Below are 15,076 nucleotides of genomic sequence, written 5' to 3' on the forward strand. Positions count from 1 at the left end.
CCCCCTGTCAGCCCCGCATGCTCGCGCCGTGCTCCTTGCCCAGCGCGGCAATCACGCCTGCCAGCACCGCATCCACGTCACGATCCTCCAGCGTGCGCGATTCATCCTGCAAAATCAAGCCGATGGCGAGACTCTTGAAACCCGATTCGATGCCCTTGCCGGCATAGCGGTCGAACAGCCGCAGCTCGCGCAGGATCGGGCCCGCGGCGGTTTCCGCGGTCGCCTTCATGGCCGCCCACGACACCGCTTCCGGGACGACGAACGCGAGATCCCGGCGGACGGACGGATACTTCGACAGCGCCTTGGCGCGCGGCAGCGGGCGCGCCAGCAGCGCGTCCAGCGCCAGTTCGAAGCCGTAGACATCCACGTCCAGGCCCAGCGCCTGCTGCAGGCGCGGATGCAATTGGCCGATCCAGCCGATGCACGCGCCTTCGCCCGCTTCATCGAGACGATAGACGTCTGCGCTGCGGCCCGGATGGGCAAACGGCTGCTTTGAGGCGCGGTATTCCAGCACCGCGCCGGACAGCGCGGCCAGGCTGTCCAGATCGCCCTTGATGTCGTGGAAATCGAGCGCGCGGTCGGCCACGCCCCACTGCTCGGCGGCGGCCTTGCCACAGGCAACGGCGGCGACGCGGCGGGTCTCCTGCGGCGCGTCTTCGCTCGCCGCGAACGTGCGGCCCAGCTCGAACAGGCGCACGCGCGGCTGCTGGCGCGCCACGTTGCGCGCCAGCGCCGCCGCCAACCCTGGCAGCAGGCGGGTGCGCATCACGCCCAGCTCGGCGCTGAGCGGATTGGCCAGCGCGACGCCGCCGGCGTCCAGCTGCCACGTCTTCAGCAGATCGGCATCGACGAAGGCGAAGTTGATCGCCTCAAGATAGTCGCGCGCCACCAGCTGGCGACGCAGGTCGTGTTCGCTGCTGCGGCTTTCGCTGGGCGCGATCAGCCGGGTGGAGCCGCCCGGCAGGGTGGCCGGAATCGCGTCGTAGCCGTGGATGCGGGCGATTTCCTCGATCAGGTCTTCCTCGATGGCGAGGTCGAAGCGGCGCGCCGGCGGCGTCACCTGCCACCCGTCAGCGATGGCTTCCACCGCCAGCCCAAGCGCGGTGAGGATGCGCGTCACTTCCGCGTCCGCGACCTGCGTGCCCAGCACGCGCGCCAGCCGCGCGCGGCGCAGCAGAACCGGCTGTGGCTGCGGCAGGTGTTCGGCCAGCAGCGCTTCCTGCACCGGACCCGGTTTGCCGCCGGCGATGTCGAGGATCAGGCGGGTGGCGCACTCGATGGCGATCCGCGGCAGCTCCGGGTCCACGCCACGCTCGAAACGGTGCGCGGCATCGGTATGCAGGCCCAGCTTGCGGCTGCGGCCGATGATGGCCGAAGGCGCGAAGTGCGCGGCTTCCAGCAACACGTTGCGGGTCGCTTCGCCCACCTTGGTGTCGTTGCCGCCCATGATCCCGGCCAGCCCGACCACGCGGTCGGCGTCGGTGATGACGAGGAAGCCAGCGTCCGGCTTCGCTTCGTCGCCGTTGAGCAGCGTCACGGCTTCGCCAGCGCGCGCATGGCGCACGCCGACCGGGCCCTTGAGCAGGTCGCGGTCGTAGGCATGCATCGGCTGGCCGAGCTCCAGCATCAGGTACTGGGTGACGTCGACGAGGAAGCTGACCGGGCGCACGCCGCTGCGCACCAGCCGCTGCGCCATCCACACCGGCGTCTTCGCCGCCGGGTCCACGCCCTCGATCACGCGGGCGACGAAGCGCGGCGCATCGCTGCCCGCGTTCAATTCCACCGCCATCGCACTGTCGCTGACCGCCGCCACCGGCTCGGCCTGCAGCGGTTCCACCTCGCAGCCGGTGGCTGCCGCCACGTCGAAGGCGATGCCGCGCACGCCGAAGCAGTCGGCGCGGTTGGGGGTGAGCTTGAGTTCGATGGCCGCGTCCGGCAGGCCCAGGTAATCGGCCAGCGGCGTGCCCACCGGCGCATCGTCCGGCAGCTCCAGCAGGCCCGAAGCATCGGCATCGATGCCCAGCTCCTTCGCCGAGCACAGCATGCCGTTGGAATCCACGCCGCGCAGCTTGGCAGCCTTGATGGTCAGCGTGCCCACCGTGGTGCCGATGGTGGCCAGCGGCGCCACCAGCCCCGCGCGCGCATTGGGCGCACCACAGACGATCTGCAGCGGCGCATCCAAGCCGGCGTCCACCTGGCAGACCTGCAGCTTGTCGGCCTGCGGATGCTTTTCGGCGGACAGGATCCTCGCCACCACCACGCCATCGAGCGCTTCGCCCAACGGGGTCAGCTCTTCCACTTCCAGGCCGATGGCGGTCAGGGTGGCGGCCAGTTCTTCGCGCGTCGCCGTGGTCTTGACGTGCTGGCGCAGCCAGTTCTCGGAGAATTTCATCGCACTACCTCAGGCGAACTGGCGCAGGAAGCGCACGTCGTTGTCGAAGAAGGAACGCAGGTCATCCACGCCGTAGCGCAGCATGGCGAAGCGCTCGACGCCGAGGCCGAAGGCGAAGCCGGTGTACTTCTCCGGGTCGATGCCCACGCTCCTGAGCACGTTCGGGTGCACCATCCCGCAGCCCAGCACCTCCAGCCAGCGGGTGCTGCCATCGGCCTGCTGCCAGGCGATGTCCACCTCCGCCGACGGCTCGGTGAAGGGGAAGTAGCTCGGACGGAAGCGCATCTCGAAGTCGCGCTCGAAGAACGCGCGCACGAATTCCACCAACGTGCCCTTGAGGTCGGCGAAGCTGGCGTGTTCGTCCACCAGCAGGCCTTCCACCTGGTGGAACATGGGCGTGTGGGTCTGGTCGGAATCGCTGCGATAGACCTTGCCGGCCGCGATCATGCGCAGCGGCGGCTGCCCGCCGCGCGCCAGCAGGTCCTGCATGTAGCGGATCTGCACGCCGGAGGTGTGGGTGCGCAGCAGGCGGCCGTCCGGGAAATAGAAGGTGTCGTGCATGGCGCGCGCCGGGTGGTGCGGCGGGAAATTCAGCGCCTCGAAGTTGTGCCAGTCGTCCTCGATTTCCGGGCCGTCGGCGGACTCGTAGCCCAGCCGCCCGAAGATCTCGCTGATGCGCTCCAGCGTGCGGCTGACCGGGTGCACGCCGCCGCGGGCGGCACCGCGGCCGGGCAGGGTCACGTCGATCGATTCGCCGGCCAGGCGCGCGTCCAGCGCGGCGGCGTCCAGCGCGGTCTTGCGCGTGGCGAGCGCCTCACCGATCACGTCGCGGGCGCGGTTGATCGCCTCGCCCGCGGCCTTGCGCTGGTCGCCCGGCAGCGCGCCAAGCGCCTTCAGTTGCGCGGTGATGCTGCCGTTCTTGCCCAGCAGCGCCACGCGCAGGGCTTCCAGCGCATCGGGGGTCGCCGCGGCTTTGATCTCGGACAGCGCCGCGGCGGACAGGGATTCGATATCGCTCATGTGCTTGATGACTCCAGGACCACTGCGTCCTCATTCCCGCCCTTGCGGGAATGACACGAAGAATTCAGTGCCACAAAAACAAACATGGGGAAGGACTTGCGCCCTTCCCCACGTGATGGCGACCGAAGCCGCCGCTACAACTGCTGTGGAGTGACGGCTTAAGCCGCCAAAGCGCCCTTGGCCTTTTCGGTCAGGGCGGTAAAAGCAGCTGCGTCGTGCACGGCAATGTCCGCCAGCACCTTGCGGTCCAAGGTGATGCCGGCCTTCAGCAGGCCGTTCATGAAGCGGCTGTAGCTCATGCCGTTGGCGCGGGAAGCAGCATTGATACGCGCAATCCACAGGGTGCGGAAATGGCGCTTCTTCTGCTTGCGGCCGATGTATGCGTACTGCAGGGCCTTGGTGACGGCCTGCTTGGCGACGCGGAAGACCTTGCGGCGGGCGTGGTAGTAGCCCTTGGCAGCCTTCAGAACCTTCTTGTGGCGCGCGCGCGCCGTAACACCACGTTTGACTCGTGCCATTTCTTATCTCCTCACAAATACGGCAGCATGCGGTCCAGACGGCCCGCGTCCTCGGCACGAACATGGTTCGTCTGCCGCAGGTTGCGCTTCCGCTTGGTCGCTTTCTTGGTGAGGATGTGGCTCTTGTTGGCGTGGCCGCACTTGTACTTGCCGGAAGCGGTCTTCCGGAAGCGCTTGGCCGCCGCCCGATTGGTCTTGATCTTGGGCATTGGGAATCCTTGCGAAATCTAGAACTGGCCTGGGCGGCGGTGTTGCCTTGCGGCGCCACCACGCTTTCCATCCTGCCCGACCGGTGGGTAAGCCCTTGATCCGAAACGGATCTGGGCGGGTCCATGAGTACAACTGACTGCAACCCCGGCGAACCGGGCCGCGCATTATGGCGGATTTCCCGATAACTCTCAAATCGCCTTGAGTTGCGAAGCGGCCCCCGGCGGGGCCCGCCAACCAAGCGAGTATCGGGGAGCGACTTGGCGGGCTCCGTCGGGGTCCGCTTCGCGGCCAGCCAACCGATGCCGCGCTCGTCCGTCCGGCCACCACACCGGCCGCCCCTGCGGGCGACCGGCCGCGCGCCTTACTTCTTCTTCGGCGCGATCATCATCACCATCTGTCGCCCTTCCAGGCGCGGACGCGATTCGATGACGATGTCTTCGCCAAGATCGCCCTCGATCCGCGCCGCCATCTCGCGGCCCAGTTCCTGGTGGCTCATCTCGCGGCCACGGAAGCGGATGTTGACCTTGATCTTGTCGCCTTCCAGCAGGAATTCGCGCATCTTGCGCAGCTTGATCTGGTAGTCGCCCTCGTCCGTGACCGGACGGAACTTCACTTCCTTGATCTCGACCTGCTTGGTCTTCTTCTTGGCTTCGTTGGCCTTCTTCTGCAGTTCGAACTTGAACTTGCCGAAGTCCATGATCTTGCAGACCGGCGGATCCGCGTTGGGCTGGATCTCGACGAGGTCGAGTTCCTCTTCCTCGGCCATGCGCAGCGCTTCGTCGCGCGAGAGCACGCCGATCATTTCGCCGTCGCTGCCGATGACGCGTACGCGCGGGACGCGGATTTCGCCGTTCCGCCGGTTCTGCTTGTTGTCAGGGATGCTGATTGTGGCTGTCTCCAAGGGTTGGCCCCTGCGGGCCGGTTCGCCCACCGGTTCCGGAACCGATGGGCGGGTTTGCACGAACAGGCGGGGCGGTCAGCCGGCGCCTTCTTCCCGCAGTCTGGCGGCGAAGGCGTCAACGGTCATGCTGCCAAGGTCTTCCCCACCCCGCGTACGCACCGAGAGCATGCCATTTTCCTTCTCGCGGTCACCGACCACCAGCAGGTACGGCACGCGCTGCAGCGTGTGCTCGCGGATTTTATAGCCGATTTTTTCGTTCCGCAAATCGGAAACAACCCGGAATCCTTGATTCGCAAGGGTTTTCCGCGCCTCTTCCACGGCATCGGCCTGCGCATCGGTGATATTCATCACAATCGCCTGCACCGGGGCCAGCCAGGCCGGGAACTGGCCGGCGTGATGTTCGATCAGGATGCCGATGAATCGCTCCATCGAGCCCACGATGGCACGATGCAGCATCACCGGGTGGCGGCGCTGGCTGTGTTCGTCCACGTATTCCGCGCCCAGCCGGCCCGGCATCATGAAGTCCACCTGCATGGTGCCCAGCTGCCAGGTGCGGCCGATCGCATCCTTCAGGTGGTACTCGATCTTCGGGCCGTAGAACGCGCCCTCGCCCGGCAGCTCCTCCCATTCCACGCCGGAAGCACGCAGCGCGTTGCGCAGCGCATCCTCGGCCTTGTCCCAGGTGGCATCGTCGCCCAGCCGCGAATCCGGGCGCAGCGCGATCTTGATCTGGATGTCGCTGAAACCGAAGTCGGAATACACCTTCAGCGCCTGCGCGTGGAACGCACGCACCTCGGATTCGATCTGGCCTTCGGTGCAGAACACGTGACCGTCGTCCTGGGTGAAGCCGCGCACGCGCAGGATGCCGTGCAGCGCGCCGGACGGTTCGTTGCGGTGGCAGGCGCCGAACTCGCCGTAGCGGATCGGCAGGTCACGGTAGCTGTGCAGGCCCTGGTTGAACACCTGCACGTGGCCGGGGCAGTTCATCGGCTTCAGCGCATAGGTGCGCTTCTCCGATTCGGTGAAGAACATGTTGTCCTTGTAATTGTCCCAGTGGCCGGACTTCTTCCACAGCTCCACGTCGAGGATCTGCGGGCAGCGCACCTCGCCGTAGCCGGTGTCGCGGTAGACCTTGCGCATGTACTGCTCGACGGTCTGCCAGATGCTCCAGCCCTTGGGATGCCAGAACACCAGCCCCGGACCCTCTTCCTGCAGGTGGAACAGGTCCTGGACCTTGGCGATCTTGCGGTGGTCGCGCTTCTCGGCTTCCTCGATCTGGTGCAGGTAAGCCTTGAGGTCCTTGTCGTTCAGCCAGGCGGTGCCGTAGATGCGGCTGAGCATCTGGTTGTTATGGTCGCCGCGCCAGTAGGCGCCGGCCACCTTCATGAGTTTGAACGCGCGCAGCTTGTCGGTGCCGGGCACGTGCGGACCGCGGCACAGGTCGGTGAACTCGCCCTGCGAATACAGCGACAGCGCCTGATCGGCCGGGATGCTTTCGATGATCTCGGCCTTGTAGGCCTCGCCCATGCCCTTGAAGAAGGCCACCGCGTCGTCGCGCGACTTGACGCTGCGGCTGACCGGCAGCGCTTCCTTGACGATCTTCTGCATTTCCGCCTCGATCGCCGGCAGGTCTTCCGGCGTGAACGGGCGCTCGAAGGCGAAGTCGTAATAGAAGCCGTTGTCGATCACCGGGCCGATGGTGACCTGCGCGCCGGGGAACAGGCGCTGCACGGCCTGCGCCAGCAGGTGCGCGGTGGAGTGGCGGAGGATGTCCAGCGCCTCCGGCGACTTGTCGGTGATGATGGACAGCGCCACGTCATGGTCGATGACGTGGCTGGCGTCGACCAGCCGGTCGTCCACCTTCCCGGCCAGGGTGGCCTTGGCCAGGCCCGCGCCGATGGAGGCGGCAACGTCCTGCACGGACACGGGAGCATCGAACTGGCGCTGGGAGCCGTCGGGGAGCGTGATCGAGATCATGGGATTTGCTCTTCTGGAAAGCCCGGCCGCGGCGGCGGGACTCTTGGTTCAGGGACGAACGAACAAAACGAAAAAAGGCGCCGAGGCGCCTTTTCGATCATCCACATTGAAGGGAGCGCGAATGCGTCGGCAGGATCAGCAGTGGGCGCCGGTAGTGTCCATGTCGCACGCTCGGCCGGCGTTGCCGCGGGCCACCTCTCTCCGTTTCGTTGCCACGCCGGCGCTCCATGTTTGAGAGCTGGCGTGGTGGGCGGTACAGGGTTCGAACCTGTGACCCCTACCATGTCAAGGTAGTGCTCTACCGCTGAGCTAACCGCCCGAAGGGGCGCGAATTGTAGCCTGACAAATCCTGCGTCGACAAGAGAAAACGGAAGAAAAGGCAAGGAAAGGGAAGGAAAGGGGGTCAGAGTGGCTTTTCCGGAGCGAAAAGCCACTCTGCCCCCCCCTTTCCACTACAAACTCGCCTCGCGCAGCCTGCGGATCTGGTCGCGCACCCGCGCCGCATCCTCGAACTCGAGGTCGCGGGCGTGCTGGTGCATCTTCTGCTCCAGCTCCTTGAGTCGCGCCGCCTGCTGCGCGGGCGACAGCCGCAGGTATTCCAGCTCCGGCTCGGCCACGCGCTTGGCCTTGCCGCGCCCCTTCAACTCGCCCGGTTCCGCGCGCGCGCCCTCCATCACGTCGCGCACGGCGCGCTGCACCGACTGCGGGGTGATGCCGTGTTCGGCGTTGTATTCCACCTGCCGGCTGCGGCGGCGGTCGGTCTCGTCGAGCGCGGCGCGCATCGAATTGGTGACCCGGTCGGCGTACAGGATCGCCTTGCCGCGCAGGTTGCGGGCGGCGCGGCCGATGGTCTGGATCAGCGAGCCGGTGCTGCGCAGGAAGCCTTCCTTGTCGGCATCGAGGATGGCGACCAGCGAGACCTCCGGCATGTCCAGTCCCTCGCGCAGCAGGTTGATGCCGACCAGCACGTCGAACACGCCCAGCCGCAGGTCGCGGATGATCTCCACCCGCTCCACCGTGTCCACGTCGGAATGCAGGTAGCGCACCTTCACGTCGTGTTCGGACAGGTATTCGGTGAGGTTCTCGGCCATCCGCTTGGTCAGCACGGTGACCAGCACGCGGTCTTCCAGCGCCACCCGCGCGCGGATCTCGCTGAGCAGATCGTCCACCTGCGTGGCCACCGGGCGGATTTCCACCGGCGGATCCACCAGCCCGGTCGGGCGCACCACCAGCTCGATGATCTCGTCGCCGGCCTCGCGCAATTCGTAGGGGCCTGGCGTGGCCGAAACGTAGACGCTGCGCGGCGCGCGCGCCTCCCATTCCTCGAACTTCAGCGGCCGGTTGTCCAGCGCCGACGGCAGGCGGAAGCCGAACTCCACCAACGTCTCCTTGCGCGAGCGGTCGCCCTTGTACATCGCGCCGATCTGCGGAATGGTCACGTGCGATTCGTCGATCACCAGCAGCGCGTCCGCCGGCAGGTAGTCGAACAGGGTCGGCGGCGGGTCGCCGGGCGCGCGCCCGGTCAGGTGGCGGGAGTAGTTCTCGATGCCGTTGCAGTAGCCCACCTCGGCCATCATTTCCAGGTCGAACTGGGTGCGCTGGCTCAGGCGCTGCACCTCGACCAGCTTGTTCGCCGCGTACAGCTGTTCCTGACGCTCGCGCAGCTCGGCCTTGATCGTGTCCACCGCGCTCAGGGTGCGCTCGCGCGGGGTGGCGTAATGGGTCTTCGGATAGATCACGTAGCGCGGCAACCGGCGCAGGATCTCGCCGGTCAGCGGGTCGAACATCGACAGCTGCTCGATCTCGCCGTCGAACAGCTCGATGCGCAGCGCCTCCAGGTCCGATTCGGCCGGAAACACGTCCACCGTTTCGCCGCGCACGCGGAAGGTGCCGCGGTCCAGCACCATCTCGTTGCGCGAATACTGCAGCGTGGTCAGGTGGCGCAGCAGCTCGCGCTGGTCGATGCGTTCGCCGCGCGACAGGATCAATCGCATCGCCAGATAGTCTTCGGGCGCACCGAGGCCGTAGATCGCGGACACCGAGGCGACGACGATGGTGTCTCGCCGCGACAGCAGCGCTTTGGTCGCGGCCAGCCGCATCTGCTCGATGTGGTCGTTGATCGAGCTGTCTTTCTCGATGTAGGTGTCGCTGGACGGGACGTAGGCTTCCGGCTGGTAGTAGTCGTAGTAGCTGACGAAATATTCCACCGAGTTGTGCGGGAAGAACGCCTTGAACTCGCCGTACAGCTGCGCCGCCAGGGTCTTGTTGGGCGCCATCACCAGGGTCGGCTTCTGCACCTGCTGGATCATGTTGGCGATGGTGTAGGTCTTGCCCGAGCCGGTGACACCCAGCAGCACCTGCTTGGCCAGCCCGCTTTCGAAACCGGCGACGAGTTTTTCGATGGCCTGCGGCTGGTCGCCCGCGGGCGAATACGGCGACACCAACTGGAAGCCGGCGGACGCGGTGGTCAGGTCGAGGTCGGACGGGACGGACTGGGTCATCTGGCGGCGCGCAACAAGGCAACCTGCGAGTTTACGCCGCCGCCATGACGTCGTCCGTCACGGAAAAACCCACGGTCCGGCCGGGGACTTTTCCGACCCGTCCACCCGCCACCTGCCGATGTCGCCGCCGGCGCGGGCAGCCCAGGCTGTGCCCACCTGCCGGAGCACCGCCATGCCCAAACGCCCTGCCGGATTCACCTTGATCGAGCTACTGGCCACCACCTCCATCCTGGCCATCGTCGCCGGGGTCGCGGCATCGCCGATGAACGCACTGCTGGAGCGATATCGCGCTACCACTGTCGCGTCCTCGCTGGTCACACACATGCAGCTCGCCCGCATGGCAGCCGTCAACCACGGCCGCCGCACGGTGCTCTGCCCGAGCAGCGATGGCGCCCGCTGCGACGCCGGCACCGACTGGAGCCCCGGCTGGCTGCTGTTCGTGGACCAGGACGGCAACCGGCAGGCCGACGCCACCGACGCCATCCTGCGCGTCGACCGGCAGCCCACCAGCCGCCACCTCCGCATCATCAGCAACGCCGGGCGCCAGCAGCTGCGCTACCTGCCCGATGGCACCAGCGGCGGCAGCAACCTGACGCTCTCCATCTGCAGCCAAGGCGGCGAACTGCTCGGCCGGGTCATCGTCAACAACGTTGGCCGGCCGCGCACGGAGCGGCCGACGACGTCACTCCCTTGCCCGCGCTGAACCGCGGCGGGCCGCCGGGCACCCGCCGCAACCACCGACCGGCAGCGCAAAATTTCGCGCGCACCCGCTTGCCCAACCGCAACGACCCGCATACAATGCGCGACCTCGCCCGAATAGCTCAGCCGGTTAGAGCACTTGACTGTTAATCAGGGGGTCGTTGGTTCGAGTCCAACTTCGGGCGCCAAATATTTCAATGACTTAGGGTCGCTTCGGCGGCCCTTAGTTTTTTCCGGCGTAGCCAGAACGTAGCCGGGTGGGGACTCCTGCATTCGTACCTGCTCCGCGTAGCGCTTCAGGTCATCCATCCCGAGGTGCGCGTAGCGTTGCACCATCGCGGGCGTCTGCCATCCGCCAAGCTTCTGGAGGACATGCATCGGGGTTCCCCCCTGTGCATGCCAGCTTGCCCACGTGTGCCGGAGATCGTGCCAGCGGAAGTTCTCGATCCCAGCGCGCTTCAGGGCCTTTCGCCATGCCTTCGTGCTGGTCTTGAACTCGATTGGCCGACCCCGGAACGTGAACACCCACTCAGGGTCCTTTCCCAACTGTTCTTCGATGACCCGCATGGCTTCGGCATTCAGCGGAACAGGAATCGCCTTCTTGCCCTTGGCTTCCGTGGCCTCCACCCAAGCGCTTTGGCGGTCCAGATCGACCTTTGCCCACCGCAGCCCCTTGACGTTGCCCTGACGCAGCCCTGTGGCCAACGAGAAGCGCGCCATGGCCCGCAGGTGCTCCGGTAGCTCTGCCAGCAAGCGCCCGGCCTCCTCACGCGTCAGGTAGCGAACGCGGCCCTGTGGTTCCTTCAACAGCCGGAACCGAGGCACACGGTCGAGCCATTCCCACTCCAAGGCGGCCCGCCTGAGGATTGCGCGTAGCACCTGAAGGCGCCGGTTCGTCGTGGCATCGCTGAGTCCGCTGCGCTGGCTTTCCTGCTTGTACCTGTCCACCACGTCGCGCGTGATCTGGGTCAGGTCCATGCCCTCGAGCCGAGGTTGCCACCACCGAAGATGCAGCTTGTCATCGTTGACTGACTTCTTCTTCACCTCCTCATCCAAGTAGCGAAGAACTGCCTCATCCCACGAGCGGCGCGGCTTTACGCCGAGCCGTTGCTGCTCCCACAGTTCCGCCCGCCGCTTGTCGTGGTACTCCTGAGCTTGCCGCTTACTGGCAGTCCCAGTGCTTTCCGACACGCGATGACCGCTAACCGTGAGCTTGACCCACCAGTACGGTGAGTCCTTGCGTTTGTAGAGTGACATTCTGAAATCTCCGAGCTGTCACCCTGCAACGCTCGCCGTTTGTAGTGTGCCCGAACGTAGTCGATCAGGTCATCCTCGATGAACACCCAGCGCCGGCCAAGCTTGGCGGCGGGAATACGCCCATCGGCTGCACGCTCCGCAACCGTGACCGGGTGCAGCTTCAGAACCTCGGCGGCTTCTTGCAGGGTGAGGGTTTTCACCGCACGTTGTCCTGCGAACCTTTGAGTGCGCCGAGTGGCAGATGCTCGAGACGCTTCGGGGTGCCGGGACGCATGGCCTGCTCGAGGACGGCGAACGGATCGCCACCCTCAACCCCGAGCATCACGTTGAGCGCGGGACCGTATTGGCTCCGCAAGCACTCGACCATTCGGGTGTAGCTGATCTCGGCCGCCTTCGTGAGGGTCCGTACTTTGTCCTGACGCTGCGAGAGGTACGCGAGGCAGGGGTATGCGCCCGCAAGGTAATCGCTGGCCCTCAAGAGGACGTCGTGCGGAATGATCCGGGACTTGCCCCGGAACTCGACCTCGACACGGCACCAAGGACTTTGCGGGTCCCCTAGCTGCTTGCCCTTCTCGTACACCCGACAGAGCTTGCCGTTCTGGCGCTGACCGACGTAAAGCGTTTTGCCCTTGTCCGATCCGAGATCGTCCACCAGTCGCGCATAGGGCGTGCGCCCGCCCGTATTGAACTGCCCCTCATCAAACCATGCCCGCGCCTTGGCGATGCTCACCGTCTGACCTGTGAAATCATCGTGGGCCAGATCGACGCGCGTGATCCTCACGCCATAGGCTTCACACCACACGCGCACCGCGTTCCAATCTTCGATGCGCGCACAGCCATGCGCGTTGAGCTCGAGGTGCACCGTGCCGCGTTGATGCTCACCGCCATGACCGAGTAGCCCGAAGCCACCGAGGTCGATGCGGTGGTCGTAGCCCTGCCACCCGCTTGGACGCTCCTCCCAGTCGGATCGAGGAAGGAGGAAAACGGATTCGACGATTGCCAGTCCCGCACTACCCGGCAGGAACGTGCAGGCGAACCAGTCGATATGCGCTGTTGACTGATCCCGTGAGGGACTTTCGCCCCGTGTTACTGGACGGGGCTCGCACCCGCTAGCGCCGCCGCCCGCGCTCTCGCGCTCGACACGCGCGCCCGCGCAGGCCGCGGCTTGCGGCAAGGGTAAGGTTTGACTCGTTGACATGATCGTGACTCCGGTCTGCGCGGAGGAGTCACGGCAAGGCTTGAGGGCGCCCAAATGACTCCGCCGCATGGCTGCGGGAAATCACAAGGAGGGGGCAGGCCCTGTCAGGAAGGTTATTTGCCGTCTCAGCGCGGACCCTGCCTATTTCTGGTCCGTGCCTGTCTGGGCTGCGGTAGCTCCACATCGACCAAGGCCGGTGGTCCCGCGATTCAACGATCCCTTTCGGAACCGTCCCGACGCCATCTGCCAACGCGCCGGAGACTCAATGCAATGTAACTGCTTGTGTCAGGCGAACTTGCCATGCCAGGTGCTAGGCCGTCAAGCGAGCGTTACCCACCGACTCCGCAGCCTTGCTTCGCTCCGCGAAGCAACCCGCTCGGCGGCTCGGTTCGACGTAGCCGCCGAACCGCCGCCCGGGCTATGGGCTGTGGATTCCGTGGATAACGCCGAACACTTGCTACAACGCAAAAAAAGGGCCCGCCTTTCGGCGGGCCCTTTCAGACGCTCCCTCGATTACTTACCGGCTTTCTTGGGAGGGGGATTGTGCTCTTTGACTGTCGTTGCAGGATGCCGCTTCGCATAGCTCTCGGTTACGAAACGCCCAGTCTTGGCGCTTCTGAAATCCGGTGGGCTCTGTTTTTTGCTCATAACTGCTCCTAGGTTGATCGCCAAAAATGGCCGACCCGGCTATCGCACCGCTTGGGGCGTCGGTTCACCGACGCCCCTCCCCAATTCCATCGTGAGGCACCACCCAAGTTAGGTACTGGGCGGCGAGCGGAAGTGCTGACACACGTATTCCAGCCGGCCCATGCGGACGCGGGTGTATGCGTGGACGAACACTGTCTTGTTGCTGATAGCCATGTTGTCGACCTCGTTAAGAGGCGCAACAGACCGGAAGAGATGAAGCAAGCCGTTTGACAATTGTGGGACCTAAGTCACTAGGCATCCCGCTAACAGTCTTATAGGATACAAAGGTCCGCTCTCAGGACTCTTGTCATTGCTCCAAATCTGGTGTAGTGCGGATCGCCTCTTAGGCCTCCGTCTATCCCGGGCCGGATGTAGCGGTACGTTGGCGCGTACCGCCCCATCTGAATGACTGCTTTAGATTTTGAAAGATCGGTACTACCGAAGCCCCGCCCACAGTGGCGGGGTTTTCTTTTGCCGACGCATCATCATTTCACGCTTGGGGAGCGGTTTCGGCTATTTCGCACTCCGTTCCACAACGTGAAACACTAATTGCGCGCTTGTTCCACGAGATCAACCACTAGATCTAGTGGATTGGCTGAAACGACCATAGCCAGCGCTCTAAACGAAGTCAACGCCAAAAACCTGAAAAATCCGCTTGCATTTGGCCCCTAAGCGGTGACATGCGCTCAGGGCTTAGATTTCACGACACATAGCAGCGTAGCCAGATCGTAGCCAGCAGCGGCTGAAATTGGCTGATTTAGGCAGTCCCGGACTGTTGGCGAGCCTTGCAGGATGCGGGTTGTAGGGTTATCCGGGACAGCTGTTAATCAGGGGGTCGTTGGTTCGAGTCCAACTTCGGGCGCCAAATATTTCAATGACTCAGGGTCGCTTCGGCGGCCCTTAGTTTTTTCCGGCGGAGCCAGAACGTCGGCGGAGATTTTTCCGCAGCCACCCATGGACGTCGGCACGGATTCTCGGGATCCAGGGATCGCCCGGCGACCGCCGGGCCACCCTCATCCCAGCGACAGCGCGAACATGACCTGCGCCGCGTAATACAGCGGCAGTCCGCACGCCTTGTTCGCCGGCCCGGGCGCAACGAAACGGTTGCGGGCGACGGCAACATCGGAGGCGGCGAACGCCAGCGCACCGGCCGCGTAGCGCCAGTCGCCGCCAGCAGCGGTTGCCGAGATCGCTGGCGCCGCCATCGCCACCAACGCCGCAACGTAGGCGGTCACCGCCGGCCGGTAGACCGGCTTCAGGTGCGGCCACAGCCAGCGCAGCATCAACAGGCCGCTGGCAGCCAACGCCACGACCGCAGCCCATAGCGCCGGCATGCGCTGCGGCAGGATCAGGAACGCACCGGCGAACGCGACATGCGCGGCCAGGAAGGCGAACAGGCCGACCAGGAACACACGGCTGCGCGCGGACAGCAGCAGCGCGTCGCCCACCCAGCTCAAGGCGAATGCGGCCAGCAACCAACGGCCGTGGCGACTGGCCGCGGCGTCCAGCTGCCAGGCGATGGCGACGAAGGCGCTGCTGGCAACCAGCTTGGTCAGCGCGCGAACCGGCTGCGACCGGCGGAATTCCGCCCAGACCAGCACCGCAACCGCGAGCAAGCAAATACCGGTCAGCGGGACGACGGCATTCATGGCCGTCCCCGTACCCGGCGATGGACAGGCGGCGCTGGCGATGGCACGAACGAAGGCGTCATTTCTC

General features: G+C 65.4%; 11 protein-coding genes, 2 tRNA genes and 1 pseudogene. 2 read left to right on the forward strand and 12 right to left on the reverse strand.

Annotated elements, in window-relative coordinates; translation table 11 throughout:
• Window positions 1-7 precede the first annotated feature (7 nt).
• From pheT to uvrB, 8 genes are all read right to left on the reverse strand, one after another.
• Window positions 8-2,392, reverse strand: coding sequence for a phenylalanine--tRNA ligase subunit beta (gene pheT / locus E5S66_RS08650; RefSeq protein ID WP_138348862.1), 2,385 nt, complete (start codon window positions 2,390-2,392; stop codon window positions 8-10).
• 9 nt (window positions 2,393-2,401) lie between these two features.
• Window positions 2,402-3,412, reverse strand: coding sequence for a phenylalanine--tRNA ligase subunit alpha (gene pheS, locus E5S66_RS08655; protein WP_138348863.1), 1,011 nt, complete (start codon window positions 3,410-3,412; stop codon window positions 2,402-2,404).
• A 158-nt stretch (window positions 3,413-3,570) separates the two neighbouring features.
• Window positions 3,571-3,930 carry a 50S ribosomal protein L20 gene (gene rplT, locus E5S66_RS08660; RefSeq protein ID WP_028839021.1) on the reverse strand — a complete coding sequence of 120 codons (360 nt, stop codon included), beginning with the start codon at window positions 3,928-3,930 and terminating at the stop codon, window positions 3,571-3,573.
• Window positions 3,931-3,941: 11 nt separating this feature from the next.
• A complete protein-coding gene (gene rpmI / locus E5S66_RS08665) occupies window positions 3,942-4,139 on the reverse strand; it encodes a 50S ribosomal protein L35 (protein ID WP_027083463.1) in 198 nt (65 codons plus the stop codon).
• A 362-nt stretch (window positions 4,140-4,501) separates the two neighbouring features.
• Complete coding sequence (gene infC, locus E5S66_RS08670) at window positions 4,502-5,026, reverse strand: translation initiation factor IF-3 (protein WP_246037199.1); 525 nt, start codon at window positions 5,024-5,026, stop codon at window positions 4,502-4,504.
• Window positions 5,027-5,116: 90 nt separating this feature from the next.
• Window positions 5,117-7,018 (reverse strand): threonine--tRNA ligase, encoded by a 1,902-nt coding sequence (thrS, locus tag E5S66_RS08675; protein ID WP_138348864.1) that lies wholly within the window; start codon window positions 7,016-7,018, stop codon window positions 5,117-5,119.
• Between the two features lie 244 nt (window positions 7,019-7,262).
• Window positions 7,263-7,337, reverse strand: a tRNA-Val gene (locus E5S66_RS08680).
• Between the two features lie 133 nt (window positions 7,338-7,470).
• Complete coding sequence (uvrB, locus tag E5S66_RS08685; RefSeq protein ID WP_138348865.1) at window positions 7,471-9,519, reverse strand: excinuclease ABC subunit UvrB; 2,049 nt, start codon at window positions 9,517-9,519, stop codon at window positions 7,471-7,473.
• Window positions 9,520-9,691: 172 nt separating this feature from the next.
• Here uvrB and E5S66_RS08690 point away from each other — a divergent pair, with 172 nt between their 5' ends.
• Window positions 9,692-10,222 (forward strand): GspH/FimT family pseudopilin, encoded by a 531-nt coding sequence (locus E5S66_RS08690; RefSeq protein WP_171033511.1) that lies wholly within the window; start codon window positions 9,692-9,694, stop codon window positions 10,220-10,222.
• Between the two features lie 107 nt (window positions 10,223-10,329).
• Window positions 10,330-10,406 (forward strand) — tRNA-Asn (locus E5S66_RS08695).
• Here the strand turns inward: E5S66_RS08695 and E5S66_RS08700 are convergent.
• From E5S66_RS08700 to E5S66_RS08715, 4 genes and pseudogenes are all read right to left on the reverse strand, one after another.
• Window positions 10,369-11,475: a tyrosine-type recombinase/integrase gene (locus tag E5S66_RS08700; RefSeq protein WP_138348867.1), complete on the reverse strand. Its 1,107-nt coding sequence runs from the start codon at window positions 11,473-11,475 to the stop codon at window positions 10,369-10,371. The genes E5S66_RS08695 and E5S66_RS08700 overlap by 38 nt on opposite strands.
• 56 nt (window positions 11,476-11,531) lie before the next feature.
• Window positions 11,532-11,675: pseudogene (locus E5S66_RS13925) on the reverse strand (helix-turn-helix domain-containing protein); the annotation flags it as partial.
• Window positions 11,672-12,673 (reverse strand): replication initiation factor domain-containing protein, encoded by a 1,002-nt coding sequence (locus E5S66_RS08710; RefSeq protein ID WP_171033512.1) that lies wholly within the window; start codon window positions 12,671-12,673, stop codon window positions 11,672-11,674. The gene E5S66_RS08710 and the pseudogene E5S66_RS13925, both read right to left, overlap by 4 nt.
• 1,700 nt (window positions 12,674-14,373) lie before the next feature.
• Window positions 14,374-15,009: a lysoplasmalogenase family protein gene (locus E5S66_RS08715; protein WP_138348869.1), complete on the reverse strand. Its 636-nt coding sequence runs from the start codon at window positions 15,007-15,009 to the stop codon at window positions 14,374-14,376.
• Window positions 15,010-15,076: the final 67 nt, after the last annotated feature.

The organism is Thermomonas fusca (assembly GCF_005862345.1).
GTDB classification, from domain to species: Bacteria; Pseudomonadota; Gammaproteobacteria; order Xanthomonadales; family Xanthomonadaceae; genus Thermomonas; species Thermomonas fusca.